Source organism: Paenibacillus sp. FSL R7-0340 (genome assembly GCF_038002205.1).
GTDB lineage: Bacteria > Bacillota > Bacilli > Paenibacillales > Paenibacillaceae > Paenibacillus > Paenibacillus polymyxa_B.
In genome coordinates this window covers 1,930,685-1,953,853 of the sequence record NZ_JBBOBY010000001.1, presented here as the reverse complement: position 1 = coordinate 1,953,853, position 23,169 = coordinate 1,930,685, and the positions used below count along the sequence as shown (strand labels likewise).

At 45.9% G+C, this 23,169-nt stretch carries 19 protein-coding genes; 1 reads left to right on the top strand and 18 read right to left on the bottom strand.

All coding sequences use genetic code 11. The features are described from left to right. The first annotated feature begins 39 nt into the window (after positions 1-39). Positions 40-2,787 (top strand): endo-beta-N-acetylglucosaminidase, encoded by a 2,748-nt coding sequence (locus MKX59_RS08740; RefSeq protein WP_340858245.1) that lies wholly within the window; start codon positions 40-42, stop codon positions 2,785-2,787. A 135-nt stretch (positions 2,788-2,922) separates the two neighbouring features. Here MKX59_RS08740 and MKX59_RS08735 read toward each other — a convergent pair whose 3' ends face one another. The 18 genes from MKX59_RS08735 to MKX59_RS08650 form a co-directional block, all read right to left on the bottom strand. Further along, positions 2,923-3,459 carry an SMI1/KNR4 family protein gene (locus MKX59_RS08735; protein WP_340858243.1) on the bottom strand — a complete coding sequence of 179 codons (537 nt, stop codon included), beginning with the start codon at positions 3,457-3,459 and terminating at the stop codon, positions 2,923-2,925. 56 nt (positions 3,460-3,515) lie between these two features. Then, positions 3,516-4,175, bottom strand: a complete 660-nt coding sequence (locus MKX59_RS08730; RefSeq protein WP_340858240.1) for a DUF2625 domain-containing protein — start codon at positions 4,173-4,175, stop codon at positions 3,516-3,518. 36 nt (positions 4,176-4,211) lie between these two features. Next, on the bottom strand, positions 4,212-4,730 hold the full coding sequence (locus MKX59_RS08725) for a hypothetical protein (protein WP_160789871.1): 519 nt from the start codon (positions 4,728-4,730) through the stop codon (positions 4,212-4,214). Between the two features lie 35 nt (positions 4,731-4,765). Then, positions 4,766-5,917, bottom strand: a complete 1,152-nt coding sequence (locus MKX59_RS08720) for an Imm26 family immunity protein (RefSeq protein WP_340858236.1) — start codon at positions 5,915-5,917, stop codon at positions 4,766-4,768. An 84-nt stretch (positions 5,918-6,001) separates the two neighbouring features. Beyond that, complete coding sequence (locus tag MKX59_RS08715) at positions 6,002-7,009, bottom strand: phosphotransferase enzyme family protein (protein WP_340858233.1); 1,008 nt, start codon at positions 7,007-7,009, stop codon at positions 6,002-6,004. Positions 7,010-7,103: 94 nt separating this feature from the next. Next, positions 7,104-8,102 (bottom strand): AraC family transcriptional regulator, encoded by a 999-nt coding sequence (locus tag MKX59_RS08710; RefSeq protein WP_034095071.1) that lies wholly within the window; start codon positions 8,100-8,102, stop codon positions 7,104-7,106. Positions 8,103-8,186: 84 nt separating this feature from the next. After that, positions 8,187-9,383 carry an MFS transporter gene (locus tag MKX59_RS08705; RefSeq protein ID WP_023989672.1) on the bottom strand — a complete coding sequence of 399 codons (1,197 nt, stop codon included), beginning with the start codon at positions 9,381-9,383 and terminating at the stop codon, positions 8,187-8,189. A gap of 34 nt (positions 9,384-9,417) precedes the next feature. After that, the gene (locus MKX59_RS08700) at positions 9,418-12,159 is read right to left on the bottom strand and encodes an alpha-L-rhamnosidase (protein WP_076264743.1); all 2,742 of its coding nucleotides are present in this window, start codon (positions 12,157-12,159) and stop codon (positions 9,418-9,420) included. Positions 12,160-12,427: 268 nt separating this feature from the next. Further along, positions 12,428-13,429, bottom strand: coding sequence for an ABC transporter ATP-binding protein (locus MKX59_RS08695; protein WP_071642096.1), 1,002 nt, complete (start codon positions 13,427-13,429; stop codon positions 12,428-12,430). Then, positions 13,413-14,402: an ABC transporter ATP-binding protein gene (locus MKX59_RS08690; RefSeq protein WP_075155076.1), complete on the bottom strand. Its 990-nt coding sequence runs from the start codon at positions 14,400-14,402 to the stop codon at positions 13,413-13,415. The genes MKX59_RS08695 and MKX59_RS08690 overlap by 17 nt, the downstream gene beginning before the upstream one ends. Positions 14,403-14,466: 64 nt before the next feature. Next, entirely contained in the window at positions 14,467-15,402 is a 936-nt protein-coding gene (locus MKX59_RS08685) for a DUF1177 domain-containing protein (protein WP_053325872.1), read from the bottom strand. A gap of 13 nt (positions 15,403-15,415) precedes the next feature. Further along, the gene (locus MKX59_RS08680; protein WP_023989677.1) at positions 15,416-16,687 is read right to left on the bottom strand and encodes a M20 family metallopeptidase; all 1,272 of its coding nucleotides are present in this window, start codon (positions 16,685-16,687) and stop codon (positions 15,416-15,418) included. Positions 16,688-16,821: 134 nt separating this feature from the next. Further along, complete coding sequence (locus MKX59_RS08675) at positions 16,822-18,414, bottom strand: ABC transporter substrate-binding protein (RefSeq protein ID WP_071558435.1); 1,593 nt, start codon at positions 18,412-18,414, stop codon at positions 16,822-16,824. Between the two features lie 35 nt (positions 18,415-18,449). Further along, complete coding sequence (locus MKX59_RS08670) at positions 18,450-19,358, bottom strand: ABC transporter permease (RefSeq protein WP_023989679.1); 909 nt, start codon at positions 19,356-19,358, stop codon at positions 18,450-18,452. 34 nt (positions 19,359-19,392) lie between these two features. Next, positions 19,393-20,403, bottom strand: coding sequence for an ABC transporter permease (locus tag MKX59_RS08665; RefSeq protein ID WP_023989680.1), 1,011 nt, complete (start codon positions 20,401-20,403; stop codon positions 19,393-19,395). 405 nt (positions 20,404-20,808) lie between these two features. Further along, positions 20,809-21,216, bottom strand: coding sequence for a hypothetical protein (locus tag MKX59_RS08660; RefSeq protein ID WP_340858222.1), 408 nt, complete (start codon positions 21,214-21,216; stop codon positions 20,809-20,811). A 15-nt stretch (positions 21,217-21,231) separates the two neighbouring features. Next, a complete protein-coding gene (locus MKX59_RS08655) occupies positions 21,232-21,558 on the bottom strand; it encodes a hypothetical protein (protein ID WP_023989682.1) in 327 nt (108 codons plus the stop codon). 333 nt (positions 21,559-21,891) lie between these two features. Beyond that, positions 21,892-23,094, bottom strand: coding sequence for an MFS transporter (locus MKX59_RS08650; RefSeq protein WP_340858220.1), 1,203 nt, complete (start codon positions 23,092-23,094; stop codon positions 21,892-21,894). Positions 23,095-23,169 lie beyond the last annotated feature (75 nt).

Genomic DNA, 23,169 nt, shown 5'->3' with positions numbered 1-23,169 from the left:
TATCTTTAGGGGGATAAATACACGTTAGGGGGATGAGCTATGAAACGTAACAAGGTTCACAAGTTCGCTTTAAAATGGACTGCGCTGGTTTTGACTTCTGTCCTGTTAAGTCAAACCCTCTCTCCATCCGTTTATGCAGGCGATACCCTCCCATATGAAGGAGAAAGCGCCAAAGGGCCGAATCAGCCTTATCAGCACGGATACGCCAGCTCACATATTTTGGACTGGACTCCTACCAAAGATGTCTATGGAGATATGCTTCGCGCTCGCGTCCCTCTGCAACAACGTAACAGCTCCTTCGCCGCTACACAGGCCCAACCTGCTTTAAGCCCTGACACGCAAATGTTTACACTTAGCGGCGATTATGGAAACGCTTTTTTTGATAGCTATTCCTATACCAATAAATTCAGTCAATACTTGTTTAACTATTGGCAGTATACCGACTATTACGGCTACTGGCATGGCATGCCTACCGCCCATGTACCCGAAGAGTTATACGATCCCCAAAAGGATTGGACGGAAAAATGGTTCGAATTCGGCATTCTGAACATTCCAAATCCGGGTTATACGAATGCGGCGCACAAAAACGGCGTTCTCTCCATCGCCTGCATTTTTTTCTCGGATAATGACCGTGGACCGCAAACGTATAAGCAAATGCTCGTGCAGGATGCTCAGGGTGGATTTCCAGTAGCCAAAAAATTGATCGAAATGGCGAAATATTATGGCTATGACGGCTACTTCATCAACCAGGAGGAAGCTTCAAAAGGCGTAGCTACAGAGGACATCCCCCGTTACAAGCAGTTTATGAAATACTTGCGAGATCAGGGCATGTATGTGCAATGGTACGACTCCACCGTAAACGAAACCGGTAAAATTGCTTATCAAAATGAGTTTAATGCCGTGAACAGCCCGTTTGTCAAAGACAAGCAATACGGACAGGTGTCCGATTCTATTTTTCTCAATTATTGGTGGGACAAAGCGAAGCTGAAAAGCTCCCGCGACCATGCCAAGCAATTGGGTCTGGACTCTCTTAAAACCGTTTTTGCTGGGATTGAGGGCGGGAACGGTGACTTTGGCAGATGGAAGCAAAAATACGATCTTCGTCTGAATATCGGTGATAACGGGCAGCCAATGAACAGTATCGCGACGTTGGGAGCAGATTTCACACATAATGCGCTGGATGAAGAGTTTGGCGGACAGGACACCAATCGCAGAGCTGACAATGCGTATCAATGGATGACCTTTATCCGCGACCGTGTCTGGTGGTCAGGTCCGAATCAGAATCCCGTCCGTGCACAAAGAAACCCAAGCGTAGATTTGTCCGATGTAAAAGCTTCGGGCGCAAACTGGGACGGTATCGCGGCATATATCGCCGAACGTTCTGTCATCCGTGGCTCCCATTTTAATACCAGCTTCAATACCGGACATGGCTTGCAGTATGTCGTGAATGGAGTCATCTCCAATCCCAAGGAATGGTCCAACATCAATATTCAGGATATCCCGGTAACTTGGCAATGGTGGCTCGATACCAAAGGTAAACCGCTCTCGGTTGACTATGACTATGGTCCGAATTATACCAAAGGCACTCGGTTTACCTATCAGCCTGTGGGCGCTTATCAGGGTGGCAGCTCCCTCGTCGTTAACGGAGAGCTGAATTCAGATAACTTTTTACGCCTGTATAAAACGGATCTGTCGGTAAATAAGAATTCAAACTTGTCCATCACGTACAATAAGCCTTCCTCCGATGACAGCTCGGTGCTGAGTATCGGACTTATTTTCAAAGATAACCCCGGCCAAGTCGTAAAAGTCAGCATCCCTAACTCTGGTAAACAAACCACGGGCTGGGTAAGCCACAATCTGGATTTGAGTGCCTATAAAGGAGAAACAATTGTAGCTTTCGGTTTATCTTTTGATAACGCGAATAAAACAATCAAAAACTATCAGATGAATATCGGCCAAATCAAGATAACAGACCATTCTGTCCTGAAACCAGCCGCGCCGACGGGATTCAAAATCACCAAGGCACTGACCGATACGAACGAAATGCTCGTAGCCTGGGACCTTGAGGATTACTCCAAAGTTAAACAATACAATCTGTATGAGAACGGCTCCTATATCGGCGGAATTTATGACTCATCCTATTATATTAAATCCCTAAACCATAAATCCGGTGAATTAATGCTTACTGCAGTTGGGGCTGATGGAACGGAAAGCGAACCGGCTCGATTAAGCTACGATCTGAATGCTGCCGTCAGTCATATTAAGGTGGAGACTCAAGAAAACGGTGAGGCTACAGTAACGTGGAAAAATCCCTCTGAAGCGGACGGAACGGTTAAATTGACCTTGATCACCGACTATACGGACACCGTATTCCATAAAACCATTACGTCGGACAATGGCGCTGAAACGGCTACGTTTACCGATCTGCCCACAAACGGTGATAGCTACACACTACGTATCGCTATCGGCAATCATGAACCTGTAGCATACACTGGGTATCTCGCAGACACGACGATAGAGCCTTATGTAAAAGAGAATGTGACGGTCACTGGGTCAACGTATACGCTTGCTCTACCAACCTTGAAGGACTGGCATCGTTTATATGTATACGAAAACGATGTGCCCAAGCAATTTGGCGTAACTTATGTATCGAAAAAGTTTCCTTACATTGTCCGGGGAAGAACAAAATTAAGTGAACTGACTTTTACCCCTACTTCTCGTACCAGCTCGCTAAAGATCGTGCTTGAAGATTATGCCGGCAATCAGGCCACAACATATGTAAGATAGCTTTGTGCAAGAATCCCATGGTCCTGATTGTGTATCGCATATCCGCTACAAACAGTCCCAATGAAGAGTTCCTTCAAGGGGACTGTTTGTAGACTTCTCACTATTGGCTATATATTGGGCAGAATCATGCAGGTATCAATACAATGCCCATTTTTCCGTACTCAGCTCTATAAATGAATGGGCAACCTGTTCACATTCGTCATATCCCAGACTACCAGAATGAGCAAAAAGAACGGGATACTCATTGTTTCTTTTTTCCTCTCTCATATCAAACATATAGTGGTTTCCGCACCCATCCATCGCAAACGACACAGCACCCGGCATATATTCCGGCAACTCGTAGGCGAGGTTCATTTCTCTCAAATCTTCGGTATTGAAAAACTGAAAATAACGTTCTCCATTTTGAAACTCCCCACCATTAGAATATTTCAAAAACTCCATATAGCTGTCAGGAAATTGTCCTTGAGGCAGATGCCAGCCAACAGGATCTAAAGGTTTATATTGATCATAGAAAGGAGACAACTTTGGAAAAGGGTTCACTTGTCTTTGCTTGATTTCGTGAATCTCTTGCTCGGATAGCTTTATGTTCCATGTTTTCAAAAAATTCGCGATTTGTTCATCAGTTGCTTCCTGACTTATTACAAACGGTTGTTCAAATTGAATACTCCACATATGTACCAACCTCCATGCCTTGATGCCTCTAAGAGTTGTTATTTCTACCGAGCAAGCTATTCCTTATCCACTACCGCCTGCCATGCTTTTGTAATGTCTATAGGCGACTTGCTGCTGGTCTCCCCTCCACCTTCTTGGGTCCATAGCGGCGGATAATATGCAAATACCTCTCCCGGCTGAAGTTGCTCCATATCCTTCTGCCAACCGTTCCAGCGGAATGTCTGGTAGAACAAGCCCAAATCTCCCTCAGCCAACCAGCTCAAGAAACCGGAATAGGCCAGCTCAGTGGATTCCCATTCCAATGCATCTGGTGCAAAATAGTAGATGTGACCGCTACGTCCGAATTTCCCTATATCCAATCCAAAAAATCCACCTGCTGCATCATAGGCCACCATTAGCATCCCCTCAAGCGCAGGAACACTTTCCGGTTCTTGAAGCCCGTTCCATGAGGTCAAGCTACCGAAAATTCCAGAGCCACCCGCACCCAGCAAGGTGATCCAACCGTAATCAAACACGATTCCTCCTGTCTCATAGGCAACTGTTCCCAAATACGATTTCGTACTCACCTGCAAACGGTACAGCGTGTCCCCTGGAGCGGATTCCGATTCGGCCGATACAATTTGATGTGAATTCCGGCCTTCTTTCAGAATATTTCTGACCTCTTCCCATGCATGGTTATCCTTATCTACCAGTTCATCAACCGTTAAAGTATGCATGTTCATTCCCCTTCCCGCATATCCCAAAATTCACTTTCAACCTGCGAACTGATTTTTGAAAACCTGCGTTTGATCTAAAATCACCCACTGATTCACTTCGTCGTATCCTTTTACAATGGCCGTGACCTCATGCTTCGGATACATCCACTCGGATGGTGTCTTTTCCTCATATGTACGAGTGTCTGACAATCCGACCGCATGATGCTGGAAAATATGAATAAGCGTACCGTGTGGGAAAAATACTTCAATATAACCCTTTACCTTAGTTCCAACGGGCAGTGCATTTTTGATTTGATGCCATTCCTGGTTCAAGGTGTGAAGATAATTGGACCATACTTCTTCAAACTCTTTTTTTGTAATTTGCGTATAATAGGGCTCCGTGTCATCAATCGCTTTCTCAGCTAATAAGAAATGATACTGCTCGTGCTTGCGATTAGAGGCGATATACGTGCCGTCATCCTGGATGACAATTTGTCGATAGGCTATTCCATCCGAATCTATTTCAAAATACCAGGTTCCCATGCCTGGTTCCGGGCAATCCTTAAGATATTTCATGGGCCCCTCCTATTAAAAAATTCAATTCGTTTGTATCACTTTTTCCCGCCATAGGTTCTTGCCAAATATGCGAGATATTCCGAACGCGTCAGTCCTCCCGTTTGACGGTTGAACTCATCATACGAAATGTCTTCCGGGAATCCGAATTCGGCCAGTGCTTTTCGACGTTCATCCTGATGTAACGGATTATCCAGCGTTTTGTGCCACTCCCGCTCTTCCCAGGAGCCAAAACAGTCGGCAACGATACCTGAATAAGCACCGTTATTTGAAAATTTTCGCGAGGACTTGAACACGGTCTCCCCTTCCGGTTTGGAAACCGTGCCCGTTCCCCAGGACAGACTATATGTTTTTTCTTTTCTACTATCCGTACTACAGCCATAGCCGATGGGGAACACAATATCCTCTTCCACTAACAGCTTATGCCCTACTCGCTCATAGGCACCCCGCATAAAGGAATCATCCATAACAATCCAGGTCGTTTCGGATAATGGGGCGGATGTGATAGATTCCAAAGCTGTTGAACGGTCACGACTCGTAAACAAATATGGACGTACGAATAAAGGCATGGTCATGACACTGTTCCAAATGCTCTCCTCTGCAAACAACTGATCCTTTTGCATTTGGCGCAAATCTCCAACGACCAGCACATATCCATCTGTGAAAAGGTCTATTTCCACGCGGAAGATGTCTCCTGGGACCGTTTTATAACGCTGGTTTTTCATATGCTTCAACCGGTGCAACCTGCGATCGTAATCCTTGGGCACAAGTGACGGATATTGCTGAAGCCAATCGATGATCTCTTCTTTACTATGTAAATGCTCACATCCCGTAATAGGGAGTTTCACACCCGTTTTGCTATTCACAGCAGTAACATAACTAAGAGGACGATCCCTTCGAATGCCTGCTGAAAAGGTCACGCCTTCTGCCTTGATACTCGAAACACTTGTGTAATTCAGCTTTTTCTCTTTGCCACGAGCCGTTTTAGGCAAAACAAATGCCCGATCACGAGTAAAAATCTCTACATCGGTTTCTCCATAAGTATCCTCAGTGGAAGAAATTCGCTTGCGAATTACGTCTCCATCCACACAAATATAGTATCCTTCTTTAATTTCTATCACATCCCAATGCTCTTCCAGCACCTCCAGCCCGAAGTACGGTCGTAACGCGTTCGTTAGCCAACTATTCATCTGTTCCTCCAGTTCCAAGTACATCTCAATGCACCCGGGTTCAATTTTCCTAAAGATTATAACATAACGCGGCATTTAGCTCGTTTATTCATACACTGTTCCAGCTTGGACCAACTCTTCCTGAATCCAGCTACTGCTGGTGGAAACCTGGCGCAAGTCGGCAGAGATCTGTTTGACCTGCTCTTGCAATACGTGTGACTGATCCGTTCCTTCCAGAAAGCGACTCAAAAAATGAAGAAATACGTCTACCTTCCTAAGCAGCATCAATATAGGCACAGCATCAATCTCGGTGTGGCTTAAATGAACCTGGCGGCTGAAGCCCCGGCAAAAATCCCGAACTGCTGTCGTCTCCTCTGGTTGTCCCAAAAATCCTGATAAGATGACCGCCGGCTCCATGACCCGAACGTCTAGCGTACAAAATTCGAAATCAAGCAGTGCGGTTACTAGACTATGATCAGAATCCTTTACTAACAAATTGGAAGCGTTCAAGTCTCCATGTACAAGCTGATGCGGCAACTCTTCCAATGCATGAAGCGAATCTGTAATCTCTTCATAAGCTTCCCCTATTAATCGCAGTTCTTCATGCAAATCCTTTAGAGGCTCAGGCGGATGTAAACAAAAGCCCTGAACCGTTTCCCGGTTACACAACGGATAGGATTGCTGCAAAGCATAATACGGTCGATAGACTGGAGTCATATCAAGATTAACTGTCGCAAGCACAGCCGATAATTCCCCCGTAGTCTCGCCCAAAGAATAGGCAAAGCTTGAATCCTGCTCCAGGGGTGATATGCCTTCTATGTATTCGAACAGACATACATATTTACCGCTTTCCTTCTCCAGCTGAGCGAGCGTCTCTCCCCTGACCGTCGGAATAGGCGTGGGTGTCCTGAACGATAGTGAATGCTTACTCAGCTCCTGCAAAACTGCATGCTCAAATTCAATTTTGTCCCGATCCTTGTGTGTATCGTAGACGCGCAGCACTCCGTTTCGCCCACCACTCTTAACAAAATACGTCGTATTATTCCAACCCCCGGTTTGTTTCTGCAGCGTTCCGTTCCACTCTGGCCAGTGACGTCTTAGTATTGCCTCCAAGGATGTACCCTCCCTTATAAACACCAGCTTATGAATTTGCAGATATTATAACAAATATAGACGCCCATTAGAATTGGACGTCCTTGTATATCCTTCATTTCCTCAACTGTTTGTTTCGGATATTTTGCGGGGTGGCACCATATGCTGTTTTAAACTTTTTATAGAAAAAACTCATGCTGTTATATCCCACCTGTTTAAATATCATTTCGAACGGCAGATTGGTATTCACTACCAAAGAATAGGCTGCATTGAGTTTAATGTTGGCAATAAGCTGAGTGTAAGTAAGACCGGTTACTTTTTTTAACTTATTACTTAAATACGTGCTATTGTAATTAAAATGGTTAGATAATTGCTGTAGGCTTAAATGCTGATAGTGCTCTTCCATGTAATTCAGAATAGAGGTAATATTATTTTCCTGCTGGTTTAAGTGAATATTATGCTCGCTTTCCAATACACGGACCAATTCTCCAAATACAATTTGCAAATAAGCCTTCACCAATTCCATCGAATCCTCTTGCCTGGAATAATATTCGATTAAGATTCTACGCAATATATATTGAAGGTTCTCATTATGCTGCGACTCAAAAATAATAAAGTGATTATGGTGCTGATGCTGGAGGACAGAGTTGGCTAGAAATTCGCCAATCAGGCTTTTTTTCTTAGATAGCCGCTGCAGAAATAGGGATGAAATTGTTTCTCTTTGTAGCAAGATATTAATCAGTATATCGTCTTCTCCCAAAGGAGCGATGCTGTGCGGCACATCCTTATCCAGGACACATACTTGGCCTTCACAAAGCTGAATTTCTTTGCCTGCTATGATTTGATTGCACTTACCTGAGTAAACATAGTTTAATTCGATAAATTCATGCATGTGCTCCAGCATCGGAGCAAATCTATTGTGCTTGCTAATATAAATATCATGTTCTCCAAAGAAAAATAAAGCGGGCATACGGTATATATTCTGATTTATATCAAAAAAACGCTCATTCTCCGATTCTTTGGAGAGATCATTAATCACCTGATTGTTTTGCTGTTGTAAAAGTTCAATTTCCGTTTTGTTTCTCAGCAACTGATCCAACTCATGAAGGTTCATAAACACTGACTCCTCCTTCACTATATGATGGAAAACGGGCGGTTCTCCGCCCGTTGAAAAAATTACTATATCGGATACATCCCATTAACTGTGGACTGCCGCTTGAGTTTTGCTTCCCTTTCCTCTAATAGCGATTCCCAGACAAAGGAGTGCCGCAATCGTAAATACAATCGCAGAAACAAGGAAGGAAAATGAAGCCGTTTCATTTCCAGACAACACGCCAACTAACTTGATCACATAAGGCGAAGCAAACGCTCCCAAATTGGACCCTACCATCGCAATGGAAATGGATAAAGTCTCACTGCCTTTAGGTACGATTTTAGTTAGTATGGTAAAAATATAAGGAATAAACAGCGCAAAACTAAAGCCAATGATCAGCATGGCAACGGTAACCATGGTAACATTCTGAGCAAACCATAGTAGTACAAAACCAGTTGCTGTTAATAGACTGGAGATAAAGGGAGCGTAATTTCTAAACCATTTATAGATTCTACCAAACAGGAAGCCCGCAATCATGGTGGACAAGGAAAACAGCGTTAACGCAGTTCCTAAAAAACCAGCATTGGGCATGCTCTTTTCAGCAATCATAATGCCTGTTTTGGTATATACAATCATGATAAAAGTCATAAACAGAAAAAGTGCAGCCCCTAATCCAAGTACAGGTATGGATATTCCCCCGCTCTTGTGACCCTTTTCTGTCGAGTTCTCTACTGTAGGCTCCCCGCGCTCTGGTTCGGGAATGATCAGAAAGAATAATAGCGCAATAGGAATGGTGATTCCATAGCATAAAAAAGCGAACTGCCAGTCAATTAGGGCGAGCTGCCCTGCCACAAAGGTAGCCAAGCTGCTTCCGAGTCCTTGAACGGCGCTTTGAAAGCCTACTAATTGAGCACGTTCATCCCCTTCAAAAAAATCACTAATTAAACTGACGGCCAGTGAATTGAACATCCCGAGACCTGCACCTAGTACCAAACGCAGCGCAAGAATCCATGTAATATTCGTCGTGAACATGGGAAGTATTCCGCCGATGACTACGAGCAAAAGCCCTAGCAGGACTGTATTTTTTTTACCCAATCGAGAAGAAATCGGGCCACTCAATAGCACAAACAGCATCATCGAGAAGGATGGAATCGTGACTACGCTTTCAATCAGCGAACTGGAGACGCCTGATAATTGGTTCAGCATCATTGGTATGACAGCCGAAATGGCACTCGCTGACGTCAGGACTAAGGAAATGGATAGCAACGCCGTTTTAAACAAAACTTTGTTCTTTATATTCATTAAGCTCTCACCTCTAGTCTATGTTATTTAGCCTCTAGTTGCATCTGTACTGGAACGTATACTGTCCAGAACCGACCGTAAACGTCATTTCATGATCTCCGCTCCTTTGGAAAATCGCCTGTTTCCCTGTAGAACCTAATTTCCCAGCCAGCTCCTGTGGAACATCACCAGGCGGATACTGAATCGACGGATATTGCATAACAATGATTTGCTGTAGTGCATCCGGCTCCATAACGCCCGGAAGTGTAATCTCAGCCGTCGTATTATGTGGTACGTGAACCGTCATCTTCATTTCTTTATTCACGATTTCCCATTGGACTTCAAGCGTGCCATATGGCGTCTCCAGCTTGCCATGGGCCGAAGTAAGATTGGCAGGCGGTTTAGGAGCTAAACGTGATTTTTTATAGCCCGCTTCAAGCACATCGATTCCGGCAATATTTTGGTACATAAAGTCTCCTACTGAACCGTACGAATAGTGATTGAACGAGTTCATATCGGTGCTCCAGAACGAGCCATCCACTTTGATGCTGTCCCAATGCTCCCACATGGTCGTTGCTCCCCGTTCAACCTGATAGAGCCATGAAGGATAATCATTTTGAAATAAAATGTTATAAGCGACATCCGTATAGCCATGGTCGGATAAAACCAGACATAGATAGGGGGTGCCCACAAAGCCGGTATCCAGATGCATATCATTTTTTTCGATGAGCCGTACGAGCTCCTGGATCACTTGCGTTTTATACTTTTCTGGCACCAATCCGAAGTGCAAAGCCACAACCTGTGCAGTCTGGGTATTGGAGGTCAATTTGCCCGCGTCATCGAAGTAGCGGTTCGCAAAAGCCATTTTAATCCCCTCATGTAAGTTTTTATATGTGTTGTAATCGGTATAACGATTCAGCAGTTTGGCCGTCTGTGCCAAAATATGAGTCGAATACGCAAAATAAGCAGTGGCCACTAGCGTTCCGTCCGTCGCCCCAAAATAGCTTCCTTCCTCGCTATCCAGCGCAAGCCAGTCTCCCAGCTGCAAACCGGTATCCCAAAGACATTCTTCGTCCCCTTGGGCGCGAATATAATCCACCCATGCTTTCATACTGTCATACTGCTGCACTAAGATTTGCTTATCCCCATAGCATTGATATAGGGTCCACGGACATATAACCGCCGCGTCTCCCCATGCTGCCGTCGTTTTGTCCATATTATCGGCAAAGGTTCCTTTGAGGACATCCGGCACTACAAAAGGCACTGCCCCATTTTCCAGCTGGTTGTAAGCCAAATCCCTAAGCCACTTTCGGAAGAAGGAAGCCGCATTCATATTGAAGCTGGCAGTTCTAGCAAAAATCTGTGCATCGCCGGTCCAGCCTAATCGCTCATCACGCTGCGGACAATCGGTTGGCACATCCAGGAAGTTCCCCTTTTGCCCCCACACAATATTGTGTTGAAGTTGATTCAGCTTTGGATCAGATGTCTCAAACACCCCGATCGTCCCCATGTCCGAATGCAGAACAACACCCGTAAAATCTTCAATCGTAACGCCATCAGGAAAGCCCTCAAGCTTCACATATTGAAAGCCTTGAAAAGTGAAATGCGGCCTAAATATCTCCGTCCCCTTCCCGCTACAAATGTACGTAATCTGCTGCGCTGCATCCCGAATATTATCTCTGTAAAAGTTCCCTTGCTGATCCAGCACTTCACCATGAACCAGATTCAGAACCGTACCTTCGGGGGCTTCCACTTTAAATTCCAGCCAACCTACCATATTTTGACCCAAGTTAAGCACCAGCTCACCTTTAGGAGTTCGAATGAGTTCAACAGGCTTCAATCGGTTCATCACACGGACAGGTTCGTTCTCCTGAGCAATCAGATGACTTAACGGGAACGAGACGACCTGCATCATTTTCCGTTCGGTTAAGGAGCTATGTTCGGCTGCCTGCTGCTCAAGTCGGGCATCATAGATTTCGCCGTTATAAATATCCGACATTAAAATGGCACAGCTCGTTTCCTCCCAGGAAGAATCAGAGCAAATGACTTCAGAACGGCCATCTTCATAACTAATCTTCATTTGAAATAACAATGCATTCGTGTTCCCGTAGGTGTCCTTGCGCTTTTGCCAACCCAGATAACCGCTGTACCAGCCTTCTCCCACCGTGGCTGTGATTCGATTATGTTGTTCTCGAATGGTAGAAGTCACGTCATATGCTTGCACCTGGACACGATCGTTATAATCCGTCCATCCCGGGGTAAAGTAGGCATCGCCCACCCTTTGTCCATTGAACTCCAGTTCATACAGCCCAAGACTTGTAGCATAAATGACTGCTTTTTTCACTTTTCCCTCAACCGAAAAATATTTGGAAGCGGCAAAAGGAGCTCTTGTCTGAAACTGTTCATGGATGCTCCGCTCCTTCACTGTGATCCATTGTGCTTTCCAGTCCTGCTCATGGAGCAGCCCCATCTCCCAAAAGCCGGACTCACTCCATTCCGATTCTTCCGGTTCTGTGTCACCCGCTCCCTGAGCCCATACTTTTACCCGATAATAATATCTTTGTCCTGATTCCAGCGGGGGGCCTTCATAGGGAAACAAAATGGATTGATCCGAATAGGTAAAATGATTCCAAATCAGCGGTTCAAAAGTGGGATGAACGGATACTTGCAATTGGAAACGTTTTTGAGAAACATACATTTTTTCAGATTCGATCTGCCAACTTAACCGCGGTTTTAGACAACCCAATCCAATCGGATTATTTAAATGCTCGCATCTAAGCGCTTTCACTTTTAGCATTCTTATGTCCTCCCTGAGGTCTTCTTTTGTATTTCTATATTCAAATTAAAACGCTTCCATTGATTGTGCGCAATGTTGTATCCCTGCATGTTATATGCTTGATTTACAGGTGTTGAAATTCCACCCCTTATATTGAATCTTAAAATGGATTTATTGGAAAAATATGTGCGTTTGCAGAACAGCTACACTTAAAAAAAGCCTGAATCCGTTTGAGAAGGATTCAGGCTTGATTCTTGCTAGAAGGTTTATCTATTCTTTTTCAGCTGGCCTATGCCTGTCCAGCTAGCGCTTGTTCGGGCGTGGAAGCTGGATACAAGTGACAGGCTACCTGTCGCCCTGGTGCAGCTTCGGCAAAGATGGGCTGTACTTTGCTGCATATCTCCATGGCTGCCGGGCAGCGATTATGAAACGCACAACCACTTGGCGGATTTTCTGGACTGGGCACATCCCCTTTAAGTACAATCCGATCACGCTCCGCTTCCGGATCAGCTACAGGTACCGCAGACATTAGCGCCTTTGTATACGGATGCAGCGGCTCTCTGAACACTTCTTGGGTCGGTGCGAGTTCGACCAGCTTGCCCAGGTACATCACACCCACGCGGTCGCTGATAAATTTGACGACCGACAGATCATGAGAAATGAACATATACGTCAGGTCATATTGTTTTTGCAGGTCCTTCATCAGATTGAGCACTTGCGCCTGAATCGACACATCGAGGGCCGAGACTGGCTCGTCACACACGATAAATTTGGGATGAAGCGCCAGTGCACGTGCGATCCCGATCCGCTGGCGTTGACCACCCGAGAACTCATGCGGATAACGATGTGCATGATAAGGAGACAATCCGACCACTTCGAGCAGCTCTTCCACCCGCTCTTTGAGCTGCGTTTTGCTTAGCTTTTCATGCGTGATGAGCGGTTCTTCCAGCACCTGCTGTACTGTCCATCTGGGATCAAGCGAAGCAAACGGATCTTGAAACACCATCTGCATATCCGTTCTGAATTTGCGCAGCTGCTCTGTGTTTAGCTTACGTATATCCGTGCCATTAAACAGAATCTCTCCATCCGTCGGTTCAATCAATCTGAGAATTGCCCGTCCGGTTGTGGATTTGCCGCAGCCGGATTCTCCCACGATTGCTAGGGTTTCACCCTGCTGTACAGTCAGGTTAATACCATCCACCGCTTTGACTGCTCCCACTTGTTTGGAAAAAAGTCCTTTTTTGATCGGATAGTGCTTTTTCAAATTACGTATTTCAAGCAGTGTACTCATGATATCCCTCCTGCTGTAGCAAGCAGCGGCTTTTGTGTCCGGGTTCCACTTCTGTAAGCTCCGGGGCCTCTGCACGGCAAATTTCCTTGGCATACTGACAACGTGGTGCAAAGCGGCAGCCTTGTGGCATATCAAGTGGGTTGGGAACCTGGCCCGGAATGGAAGCCAGACGCTCCTGATCACTGTTTAATTGTGGCAGTGAGGCTAGCAAACTTTGTGTATACGGATGCTTGGGATCTTTAAAAAGCGTTTTTACATCGGTTTCTTCTACCACTTGTCCGGCGTACATAATCACGACCCGATCGCACATTTCAGCAACGACACCAAGGTCATGGGTAATCATCAGAATGGAAGTTCCTTCGGACTTCTGCAGCTCACGCATCAAGTCAAGAATCTGTGCTTGAATGGTTACATCTAGTGCCGTTGTCGGTTCATCGGCGATCAGCAGCTTCGGATTGCACACCATCGCCATCGCAATCATCACCCGTTGGCGCATCCCGCCCGAGAGTTCATGCGGATAAGAAGCGGCTACTTTTTCTGGACGTGGAATTCCCACTTTCGTCAGCATGTCCACAGCCATGTCTTTCGCTTTGTGTTTGCTTACACCGTGGTGGTATCGGGCAGACTCCGCAATTTGCTTGCCGATTTTGAACACAGGATTTAGCGAAGTCATCGGCTCCTGAAAAATCATGGCCATCTCGTTGCCACGAATCGAGCGCATTTTCCGCTCCGAAAAATCCAGCATGTTTTCACCGTTAAACCGTACTTCACCAGCGGCTACTTTCCCAAGTCCCTTGGGGAGGAGCTGCATAATGGAAAGGGAGGTAATGCTCTTGCCGCACCCGGATTCGCCAACGATTCCGAGTGTTTCGCCTTTGCCAACCGATAGATCGACGCCGTCCACAGCCCGGATGGTGCCAGCCGCAGTCTTGAACTCCGTCCGGAGGTTGGTTACTTCAAGCAGTTGTGCCATGCCCTCTTCCTCCTCCTTGTCCATCATTGAACCTTCATGTTCTTTTTAACTTAGGGAATAAAGCTTATTCAGACTTGCCCATCGTTTGTAGATGCTTCATAGTACCGTACAATTTAGTAATATGTTGAAACTCCTTTTCCGAATGAAAAGAGCATTGCCCACGTCCATAAGCTTTGGCTGTTTCTACAGCCAATTTGGCCGCCAGCGCAATATCGCTTTCGTGGCTGGCCCCCGTTGCACTGCCTGGGACAGGAGCAGCGGCCGTGATGGCTACACCAACCACTGGAGCGGAAGTTGCCACCGCTGGTTGCAAAATGCTGTTGATGTGATACAGGTCGTTACCATAAGGTGTGATGTCCTGCGTAGTTACAGCAAACGTGACACACGGTTCGCCAGTAACGGTCTGAACAATATCGACGAGGTCTTCACTAATTCGTAGCACATAGCCTTCACGTACCGTCGGGGAAATGGCAATACCTTTATGGTTAATGACCCGATTCCCTTTGGTCGTATCAATGGACAGGATCGCTTCCATTTCGGGTGTCACTTCATATTTGTTCATCGTCAAAATATCTACGGGTGAATCCATAAATGGAACCGGATCATGGGGCTGAGTGGGTGCATCTGGACAAATATGTGTACATATGATCACGTCTCCATCAAGCACATCTCCTTTGGACTGCATGCACAATAGTTTAGCCGCCGCCGAAATTGCCGCTGCCGCACCGTCACCATCGGATACAAATCCGATCATTTCCGGTCGTGCTCCAAGTCCACCAAGTCGCCCTACTACACCCAAGGTTGGAGAATCGCCCCCCTGAATGCGACCCGTTTTACCGGCAATGACAATTTTAATAAAATCCGTAGAGCCCTTTTCACCTTTCACGGTGGAGACCGTAATCTCCGCTTGACCCAGTTGTTCCAAATAAGCTTTGACTTCTGCCCCGCTGGCAAACGGACTATCCAAAAGGTCATAGACTTCAAAAACTTGTTTCATCATACGGCAGATCCCCTTATGCTTCTTTTTGTGTTGTTTTCAGATATTTAAGCGCCGTCAAGGCGTATACTTTCGCAGATTGAATGATCTGCCATACCGGAGCTTTTTCATTAAAATTGTGAATGGTCGACAGTTCGGCAGGCCCGTATTGCAATACCGGGATATTGTATTTGCGGAATGCACGTGCATCGCTGGTTGCCCATTGCAGTACGCCATAGGCCTCTTTACCGCTGACCTCAGCGATAGATTCCACAAGCTCCTGTACAATCGGCTCGGTTGGAGGGGTCCAGTTGGCATTACCATAAAATCCGAATTGTTTGGGTTCCGCGTCAATGCCAACACTTGCAAGCAGTTCTTTGGCTTTGGCCAGTACATCCCGGTGGTCTACGCCAAATGGAACACGGGAATCCACTTGCACTGTGCAACGGTCCGCAACCACATTGACTTTGGTGCCTCCCTGGATCGTACCAATGTTCACTGTTACATGATCAAACGCTTGTCCATAGCTTGGGTTCTCCCGTTCACTTGCATAACGCTTGGAAATTTCAATGATCTCTTTGACTTCTTCCGGGATGTCCGGCTTGATGTCCCACAGTTGTTGCAGCGCTTCAATCCCTTTTGCTGCCTTCAAAATAGCACTTTCACCTGCTATCGGCTGCAAACTGCCATGACCCGGTGTGCCTTCAACGGTAAATTCAAACCAGCAGCTTCCTTTTTGCCCGATGGTCGGGTTTTGCGGGCCTGAAGGCTCTGCGATCACAGCAGCTGTTCCTTCAATCAGCTTTCTTTCCAGCACCCAAGGTACTCCAAGATGTCCCCCGGTTTCCTCGTCTGGAACTACAAGCAACGACAACGCACCTTCGAGTGGTACGCCTAGTTTGGAGAAAAGCGCAACGGTAAATATTAATCCGCCCAGTCCTGCTTTCATGTCCGAAGCACCGCGACCCAGGAGGTAGCCATCACGTATCTCACCACAAAACGGATCAAAATCCCAACGAGTACGATCCCCTGCCGGCACAACGTCTGTATGCCCACAGAAAATCAGTTTTTTTCCGTCCGCCGTTTCAGCGCCATAATCAGAAATGAGATTCCACATATTCGGCCCGGATTCATGCACCGTTGTTTCTATACCTGCTTCTTTAAGATAGTCCATAATGAACTGACTAATTTCGCGTGAATCACCTGGAGGATTTTCCGAAGGAAACTGAATCAACCGCGAGCATAGCTCAAGCAATTCGTCCTGCCGTTTATCTATTTCATCAAGAACTAACGTTTTCCAATCTGTCATTTCCATTCAGTCCCTTCACGTTTTTCATTTAGCCAACTAAATTTTTTACGATCCATCGGGATCAGCTTCATACTTCAGGCGTAAAATGATAGCCTTCGGCTGTAAAAACCGAAGGCATAAGGTAAGATCACAACTTACTCTTTATTCAATGAATAGAATCGGATAACCTCATCTGGGTAGTAAACATATCCAGTGACGTCTTTGCTCATGCCAACAACCCGATTGTATTCATACAGGTACGCCCATGGCGAATCTTGATTTATAAGCTCTTGCGCTTTGCCATACAGCTCTTTACGTTTATTTTCATCTTGCTCTTTGCCAGCTTGTTCCCAAAGCTTATCCACTTCTGCATTAGCATAATGCATATAATTCGAAGAACCGCCGCTGTACATCAGGAACCCGAGATGGTAACCAGGGTCGTTGACGAAGGAAGTCCATTTGGAAATGTATGCTGTCAGGTTGCCTTCTCGTTGCTGTTCAAGGAACTGTGCACGGGCAACATTGACAACATTCATCTTTACGCCAATCTTGGCAAGTTCAGCTTGAATCAATACAGCATCATCTGCCCAGTCCTGGAAGCCGGAACCCAGTGTCAGATCAAAATTAAACCCATTAGGATAACCCGCTTTTGTAAGCAGCTGTTTTGCTTTGTCCAAGTCGTGCTTGTAGCTGTAGCCCGCATCCGTGTAGCCAGGCGTGTTACTCGCTACAGAACTCTTCATTTGCTTTGCTTGACCGTACATGACATCGTCGATTAATTGGTCGTAAGGAATAGCATAAGCAATGGCTTGACGCACTTTTGGATCATTAAAAGGTTTGACTTTGTTATTCATGGCGAAATACAGAATCCGGTTACTTGCATTGGATTGAACCTTCAGATCAGCGTTGGTTTCCAGCTTCGAAACGTCCTTTGCAGGAATCTCAATCGCCATGTCCACATCGCCTTTATCCAGCAGAAGTACACGGTTGGAAGCTTCCTTGGTAAACTTCATCGTTACTTTGCTCAGATTTGGCGCTCCTTGCCAGTAGCTGGCATTAGCATTAAAGACAGCTTCTGTCGCAGGGTCCCATTTTTCAAGCTTGAACGGACCTGAACCTGCCGCATGTGTTTTCAAATAGTCGCCATCGCCATTTTCTTTGACAAGCACATCATCCACAATGGAGAAGTTGTACAATGACAGGATTTGCAGAAACATATGATTGGGTTGGGACAATGTAACGACAACGGTGTGCTCATCAGGCGCTGTAGCGGTTTTAATGGAGCTCATACCATACAGGAAGCTACCGGAATCGGAATTTTTAAGCCGCTCAAAGGAATACAACACAGAATTGGCGGTCAGCGGGTTGCCGCTTTGGAATTTAACGTCTTTACGCAGATGGAGCGTATAAGTCATGTTATCAGCGGACACATCCCATTTCTCAGCCAGCATGGGCTTAATTGCTTCCGTATCTGCCACTTCACCGCTATCCGTAGACTTTTTGCCATAGGTCACAAGCTGATCATAGAGCGCAAGCACAAGGGTATCCGATGTAAGATCACTTGCTTCAGCAGGGTCCATGGTTGACCCTCCCTCCGAGTAAGCAAGTGTAATCGTCTTTGGTGGGGATGGGGCATCTGCGCCTTTCTCTCCAGATGAAGCGGACGGGCTGTTAGCATTGCTCGCACAGCCTGCCGTCCATAGCAACGTAGACAAGACGACAATTAAAGAAAGACTTTTTTTCAACATGGCTTACGTTCTCCCCTTTAATGATCTATTTATTTTTATTTGCTAGAGCGCAGTCTAGGATCAAGAACATCCCGCAAACCGTCTCCAAGCAAATTGAAGCCCAAAATAGCTGTCGCAATTCCAAGACCCGGGAAGGTTACAATCCACCACTCACCGGAAATGATATACGCTCGCCCTTCTGAAATCATTGCGCCCCATTCAGCAATCGGGGGTTTCACACCGAGCCCCAGGAAGCTGAGACTGGCTGAGGTGAGGATGGCGAAGCCCATTCCGAGCGTTGCATTCACAAGCAGTGGGGCAAGTGCATTAGGCAAGATGTGGCGAAACAGGATCGTTCCGTTCGTTACACCAATCGCCCGGCTGGCCTCAACAAACTCCTTTTCCCGGAGAGAGATGGTTTGTCCGTGAATCAGTCTGGCGAATTCGGGTATGCCTACAATGCCCACAGCGATGAGTGCACTCATCAGTCCTGGTCCCATCGCTGCAGCAATGGCCATGGCGAGTACCAGCGACGGGAAAGCCAACAGAATATCCATACAGCGCATAATAATGCTGCCCATTCGACCGCCATAGAAACCTGCGATGGCTCCAAGCGGTACGCCGATGATAAATGAGATCGACACGGCAATCATCCCGGTCCATATGCTGATTCTGGCTCCGTAAATGACACGGCTGAGAATGTCACGTCCGTAATTATCGGTCCCAAACCAATGTTCTGCACTTGGCGGCAGCAGCTTGTTCGCCGGGTCGGTTACATAAGGATCATGTGGAACGATCCATGATGAGAGGATGGCAATGAGCGTCCAGCCAACGATAAAGATGAATCCGATTAAAGCGAGTTTATTGCCAAACAGTAATCGCCAAAAGGTCTTGCGTTTCGGTATAGCGGTTGCATTGGGCTGAGGTACAGCCGCTTTTGCCACCAAATCACTTGCAGTGCTCATCCGAGTACCTCCCCCTACTTTTGTGCTTCGTTCATTATTCGTACCGGATACGTGGATCAATCAATCCGTAAACCAAGTCGACTCCAAGATTGATAAAGCTGTAAATCAGCGCACTTACGAGGGTAAATGCTTGAATCGGTGCGTAGTCAGCCGCCAAAATGGAGTCCGTCACATAGCTGCCCACTCCTGGCCAGGTAAAAATGGTTTCGGTAATAACCGCTCCACCAATCAGGTAACCGACCTGCAAACCAAGTACGGTAAGTGTTGGAATAAAGGCGTTAATGAGTGCGTGCTTATAAATAACAATTCCTTCGCGCAGACCTTTGGCTCTGGCTGTGCGAACAAAATCCTGACCGATCACTTCCAGCATGCTGGAACGCATCATCCGTGCCACAATCGCCATAGTGCCTGTACTGAGACAGACTGCTGGCAGAACCAAATGGGATAAACTGCTTTTTAAAGCTACAAAATCACCGGTCATCAAACTATCGAGTACATAAAGTCCCGTAACGTGCGTCGGCGGATTGATGTCACCGCTAATTCGACCCATGGGCGCAGGAGCGATGCCCCATTTAGCATAGAAGATATAAATGAATAACAGGCCAATCCAGAAAATGGGCATACATGCACCGATCAAGGAAAACACACGTGAAATGTGATCCACAATCGATTCTTTACGGGTTGCTGCCAGGATGCCGATTGGGATTGCCACCAGAATCGCAATAACCAAGCTTGCCAGCGCCAACTCGATGGTTGCTGGAAACCGGGTAGCAAAGTCGCTTGCCACTGACTGTCCGGTGTGATAAGCCTGACCCAGATCACCTTGGAACAATCCAACTACATAATGAAAAAATTGAATGTACTTCGGTTGATCCAGTCCCATGCTGCTTCGAATATTTTCAATCGTCTCGGGTGTAGCCTGTTCCCCCGCAAGCATCACGGCAGGATCACCCGGAAGCACTCTTGAGATCATGAATGTAATGACGACAATACCAAGCAGTGCCGGAATCATTTGTATCAATCTACGTAGTGTGTATACGGCCACAGCCTGTCCCTCCTTATCCGTAATTCCTCGTGTCTTTGTCACCTTTCTTTTCATCACTTGTTATTTTTATTCATTGTACTAAGGAACAAGAACGGTTTCCACGTCCTGAATAACTAAAAATAATGACGAATTTTGTCGTTTGCGCACTAAAGTTACTCACCATGTTATTTAAATGTCGTGTTTTATTCGAATATAGAAATCAAAATCAGCATGATGCCAAAAAAAGCGGTCCCCTTTCAAAAGGAAATCGCTTGTTTTTTATATATAGATTGTAGTATTAGGCCGATCAGGAAAGGAGAAATAATCGCGAGCACTGCAAAGAACGAGGTGTTCGACTCAGCAGCTTGCTGTCCGGTCGCACCTTGAAGCGAGGGGGAGCGAAAATACGTATTGCTTTGTCTTTCTCTATAGATTTCCAGTCACGATAATACCATTTTCTTTCTTCAGGTGTGCTCTGACCCAAGCTATAAAGGAATCGATAAATATGCGCAATTCCGGCTCCTTGGCAGGCCAAGCATCCAATTCTGTTAATATCTCATGCCATATCGACTCCGGAATCGGATTATCCCAACAGGGATCAAAAGCCTCATACGTTCCCCCCGTATCAGGATCGTCAAGTGGATATTTGGACTTTAACGCAGACAACACGATATCAAAGTCATCTGCGTAGATAAAGATTATCTCCTCCAGCTTTGGTTCATCCGTATCCCCATAACGCAGCGGTTCAAAAGTATATCCAATATTGGCTCGTGGACCACTATAGCGATAGATTAGTGTCTGAATCTCTTTTTTGTCCTTCTTACTCAATCTCACCACTCCTTTCTTCGGCTACAACTCGAACCAATCCGCAGCGCATTTCTCTTCTTCCAGCACCCTGCACATTCCTTCCCTCAACCTCACCGCATCTCCGCCGCCGATATGAAATAGACAATAGATATAAGGTTCATCATCTTCTAACCCTTCAATATTCCTTGCCTCTTCCACAGACACCTGGAACGCCTCAGGCCAATCGGGATCATTTTGAAGCAGGACAAAGCCATCCTCATCCCTTTGCATCCGATATCCGTCAATCCTAGGCAATGCTTCAGCTAAACGATCCATTAGCACTTGAATATCCTTAACATCTGCGACTTTAATTCCATACTCCCAACCCATCTGCATCCCTCCAATTTTATGAACTTCTCCTTAACTAGCCCCCCCTAAATCGGATTTCACCTTCTCATTCACCTCAGGAGTTCAGTCGTAGTCCGCATATAAGAGGTACTTTTTTGTTTAAAACCACCCACTTTTGCTGGATTTCCATGAGCCTCCCACTTTCCTTCTGCTTTCCCTGAATTTTCTTAAAACTTATTATAATAGATATCTAAACTATGTAGCTTATGAATTAGCAAATTGAGACCTTTTGACTATCATTCAAACCAGCAAACAAAATAGGCTTCTCGTGAATATAGCACGGAAGCCTATGGGTTCATCAAACAACTCTATTATTTATTTGGCCTTCTGAGATACCAGCTCACTATTCCCTTTTCTCTTTCTTACCCCCAACATAATGATGGCCATAACAGCTACTAGAGCTGCTATAAGAGCAAAAGGAATATATTTGTCCACCCGATATAGCGTCGTTGTCAAAATAGGAGCAATAATTGCAGAAATCCCTTGGACAGTGGCCACCAGACCAGCGGCTCCCCCTTGCTGTTCTTTACTAACAGAAAGAGAAGCCCCAGCCATAAATCCAGGCATAAGCAAGCCTGTACCTATACCAAACATAAAGAACGCTAAATAGTAAACAACCATGCTGGCTGACATGAGGAATATCAGCATACCGGCAATAAGGAACAGAGAACCGAGCAAAATCATCGGCTTGGGTTGCCATTTAAGCCATTTCATCTGAACGATCTGTACAATCAACATGGCTGCACCGGAAAACATAAGTCCAAAGGAAACCACTCTTGCTGTTTCTTCGGATGAAAGGCCTAATTGATCTTGAAAATAAAATCCGCCAATAACCTGGATGGTCACAATACTAATCATCGTAACCAAACCTGCGAACAAATACATTCGTAGACCGGGTTGAAAGGGGTTAATTCGGGCTGGCTTTTGCTGAATAACGGGCTTGGCAGACGGAATTGCCAGCAAGGCCACTACAAATGCTACAGCAGCAATTACAATCCCAAAATATAGAGGCCACAGCAAGCCTATTAAAGTAAAGGCACCTGCAATAGCAGGACCAAATACTAATCCAAGTCCATTGGCTGCGCTAATGATCGCCATCCCACTGCCTCGATCTTCTCCCTCGGTCACATCTCCCATATAAGCTTGGGAGGATGACAATACCGCCGGGATAAACCCGCCGATCAAACCGCGTGTAACAATTAACAGGACTAACAGCAGCCCCCCGCTGAGCCAACCTTTTAATCCTGCAAAAAGAGTAAGCGTAAACAGCAAGCAGCTTACACACATCCCTATGAATCCAAGCAGAATCACAGGCTTGCGTCCCTTTGCATCACTCAGATTTCCCCATATTGGGGCCATTAAGGCCATCGTTATGGAGCCAAGCGATATAATTAACCCAGAATGACTTTCTCTTAATCCCAACTCACGAATAAGGGGCGGCATAATTGGAGCAATGAGCATGAGCCCTAGCATAGCCACAAATACACTGAAAAAGATGCTCCCTTTTATTCTGTTCATCCTCGCACACTCCTCTGTTATAGATTCTCTCTATGCAGAAGTATACGAGTCACAGCACCACTCTACTGCCTATAT

Excerpts from the sequence above, each read along its gene's own strand:
- MKX59_RS08740 (WP_340858245.1), top strand. The coding sequence starts at position 40 with ATGAAACGTAACAAGGTTCACAAGTTCGCTTTAAAATGGACTGCGCTG.
- MKX59_RS08735 (WP_340858243.1), bottom strand. The coding sequence starts at position 3,459 with ATGTGGAGTATTCAATTTGAACAACCGTTTGTAATAAGTCAGGAAGCA.
- MKX59_RS08730 (WP_340858240.1), bottom strand. The coding sequence starts at position 4,175 with ATGCATACTTTAACGGTTGATGAACTGGTAGATAAGGATAACCATGCA.
- MKX59_RS08725 (WP_160789871.1), bottom strand. The coding sequence starts at position 4,730 with ATGAAATATCTTAAGGATTGCCCGGAACCAGGCATGGGAACCTGGTAT.
- MKX59_RS08720 (WP_340858236.1), bottom strand. The coding sequence starts at position 5,917 with ATGAATAGTTGGCTAACGAACGCGTTACGACCGTACTTCGGGCTGGAG.
- MKX59_RS08710 (WP_034095071.1), bottom strand. The coding sequence starts at position 8,102 with ATGAACCTTCATGAGTTGGATCAGTTGCTGAGAAACAAAACGGAAATT.
- MKX59_RS08705 (WP_023989672.1), bottom strand. The coding sequence starts at position 9,383 with ATGAATATAAAGAACAAAGTTTTGTTTAAAACGGCGTTGCTATCCATT.
- MKX59_RS08700 (WP_076264743.1), bottom strand. The coding sequence starts at position 12,159 with ATGCTAAAAGTGAAAGCGCTTAGATGCGAGCATTTAAATAATCCGATT.
- MKX59_RS08695 (WP_071642096.1), bottom strand. The coding sequence starts at position 13,429 with ATGAGTACACTGCTTGAAATACGTAATTTGAAAAAGCACTATCCGATC.
- MKX59_RS08690 (WP_075155076.1), bottom strand. The coding sequence starts at position 14,402 with ATGGCACAACTGCTTGAAGTAACCAACCTCCGGACGGAGTTCAAGACT.
- MKX59_RS08685 (WP_053325872.1), bottom strand. The coding sequence starts at position 15,402 with ATGATGAAACAAGTTTTTGAAGTCTATGACCTTTTGGATAGTCCGTTT.
- MKX59_RS08680 (WP_023989677.1), bottom strand. The coding sequence starts at position 16,687 with ATGACAGATTGGAAAACGTTAGTTCTTGATGAAATAGATAAACGGCAG.
- MKX59_RS08675 (WP_071558435.1), bottom strand. The coding sequence starts at position 18,414 with ATGTTGAAAAAAAGTCTTTCTTTAATTGTCGTCTTGTCTACGTTGCTA.
- MKX59_RS08670 (WP_023989679.1), bottom strand. The coding sequence starts at position 19,358 with ATGAGCACTGCAAGTGATTTGGTGGCAAAAGCGGCTGTACCTCAGCCC.
- MKX59_RS08655 (WP_023989682.1), bottom strand. The coding sequence starts at position 21,558 with ATGGGTTGGGAGTATGGAATTAAAGTCGCAGATGTTAAGGATATTCAA.
- MKX59_RS08650 (WP_340858220.1), bottom strand. The coding sequence starts at position 23,094 with ATGAACAGAATAAAAGGGAGCATCTTTTTCAGTGTATTTGTGGCTATG.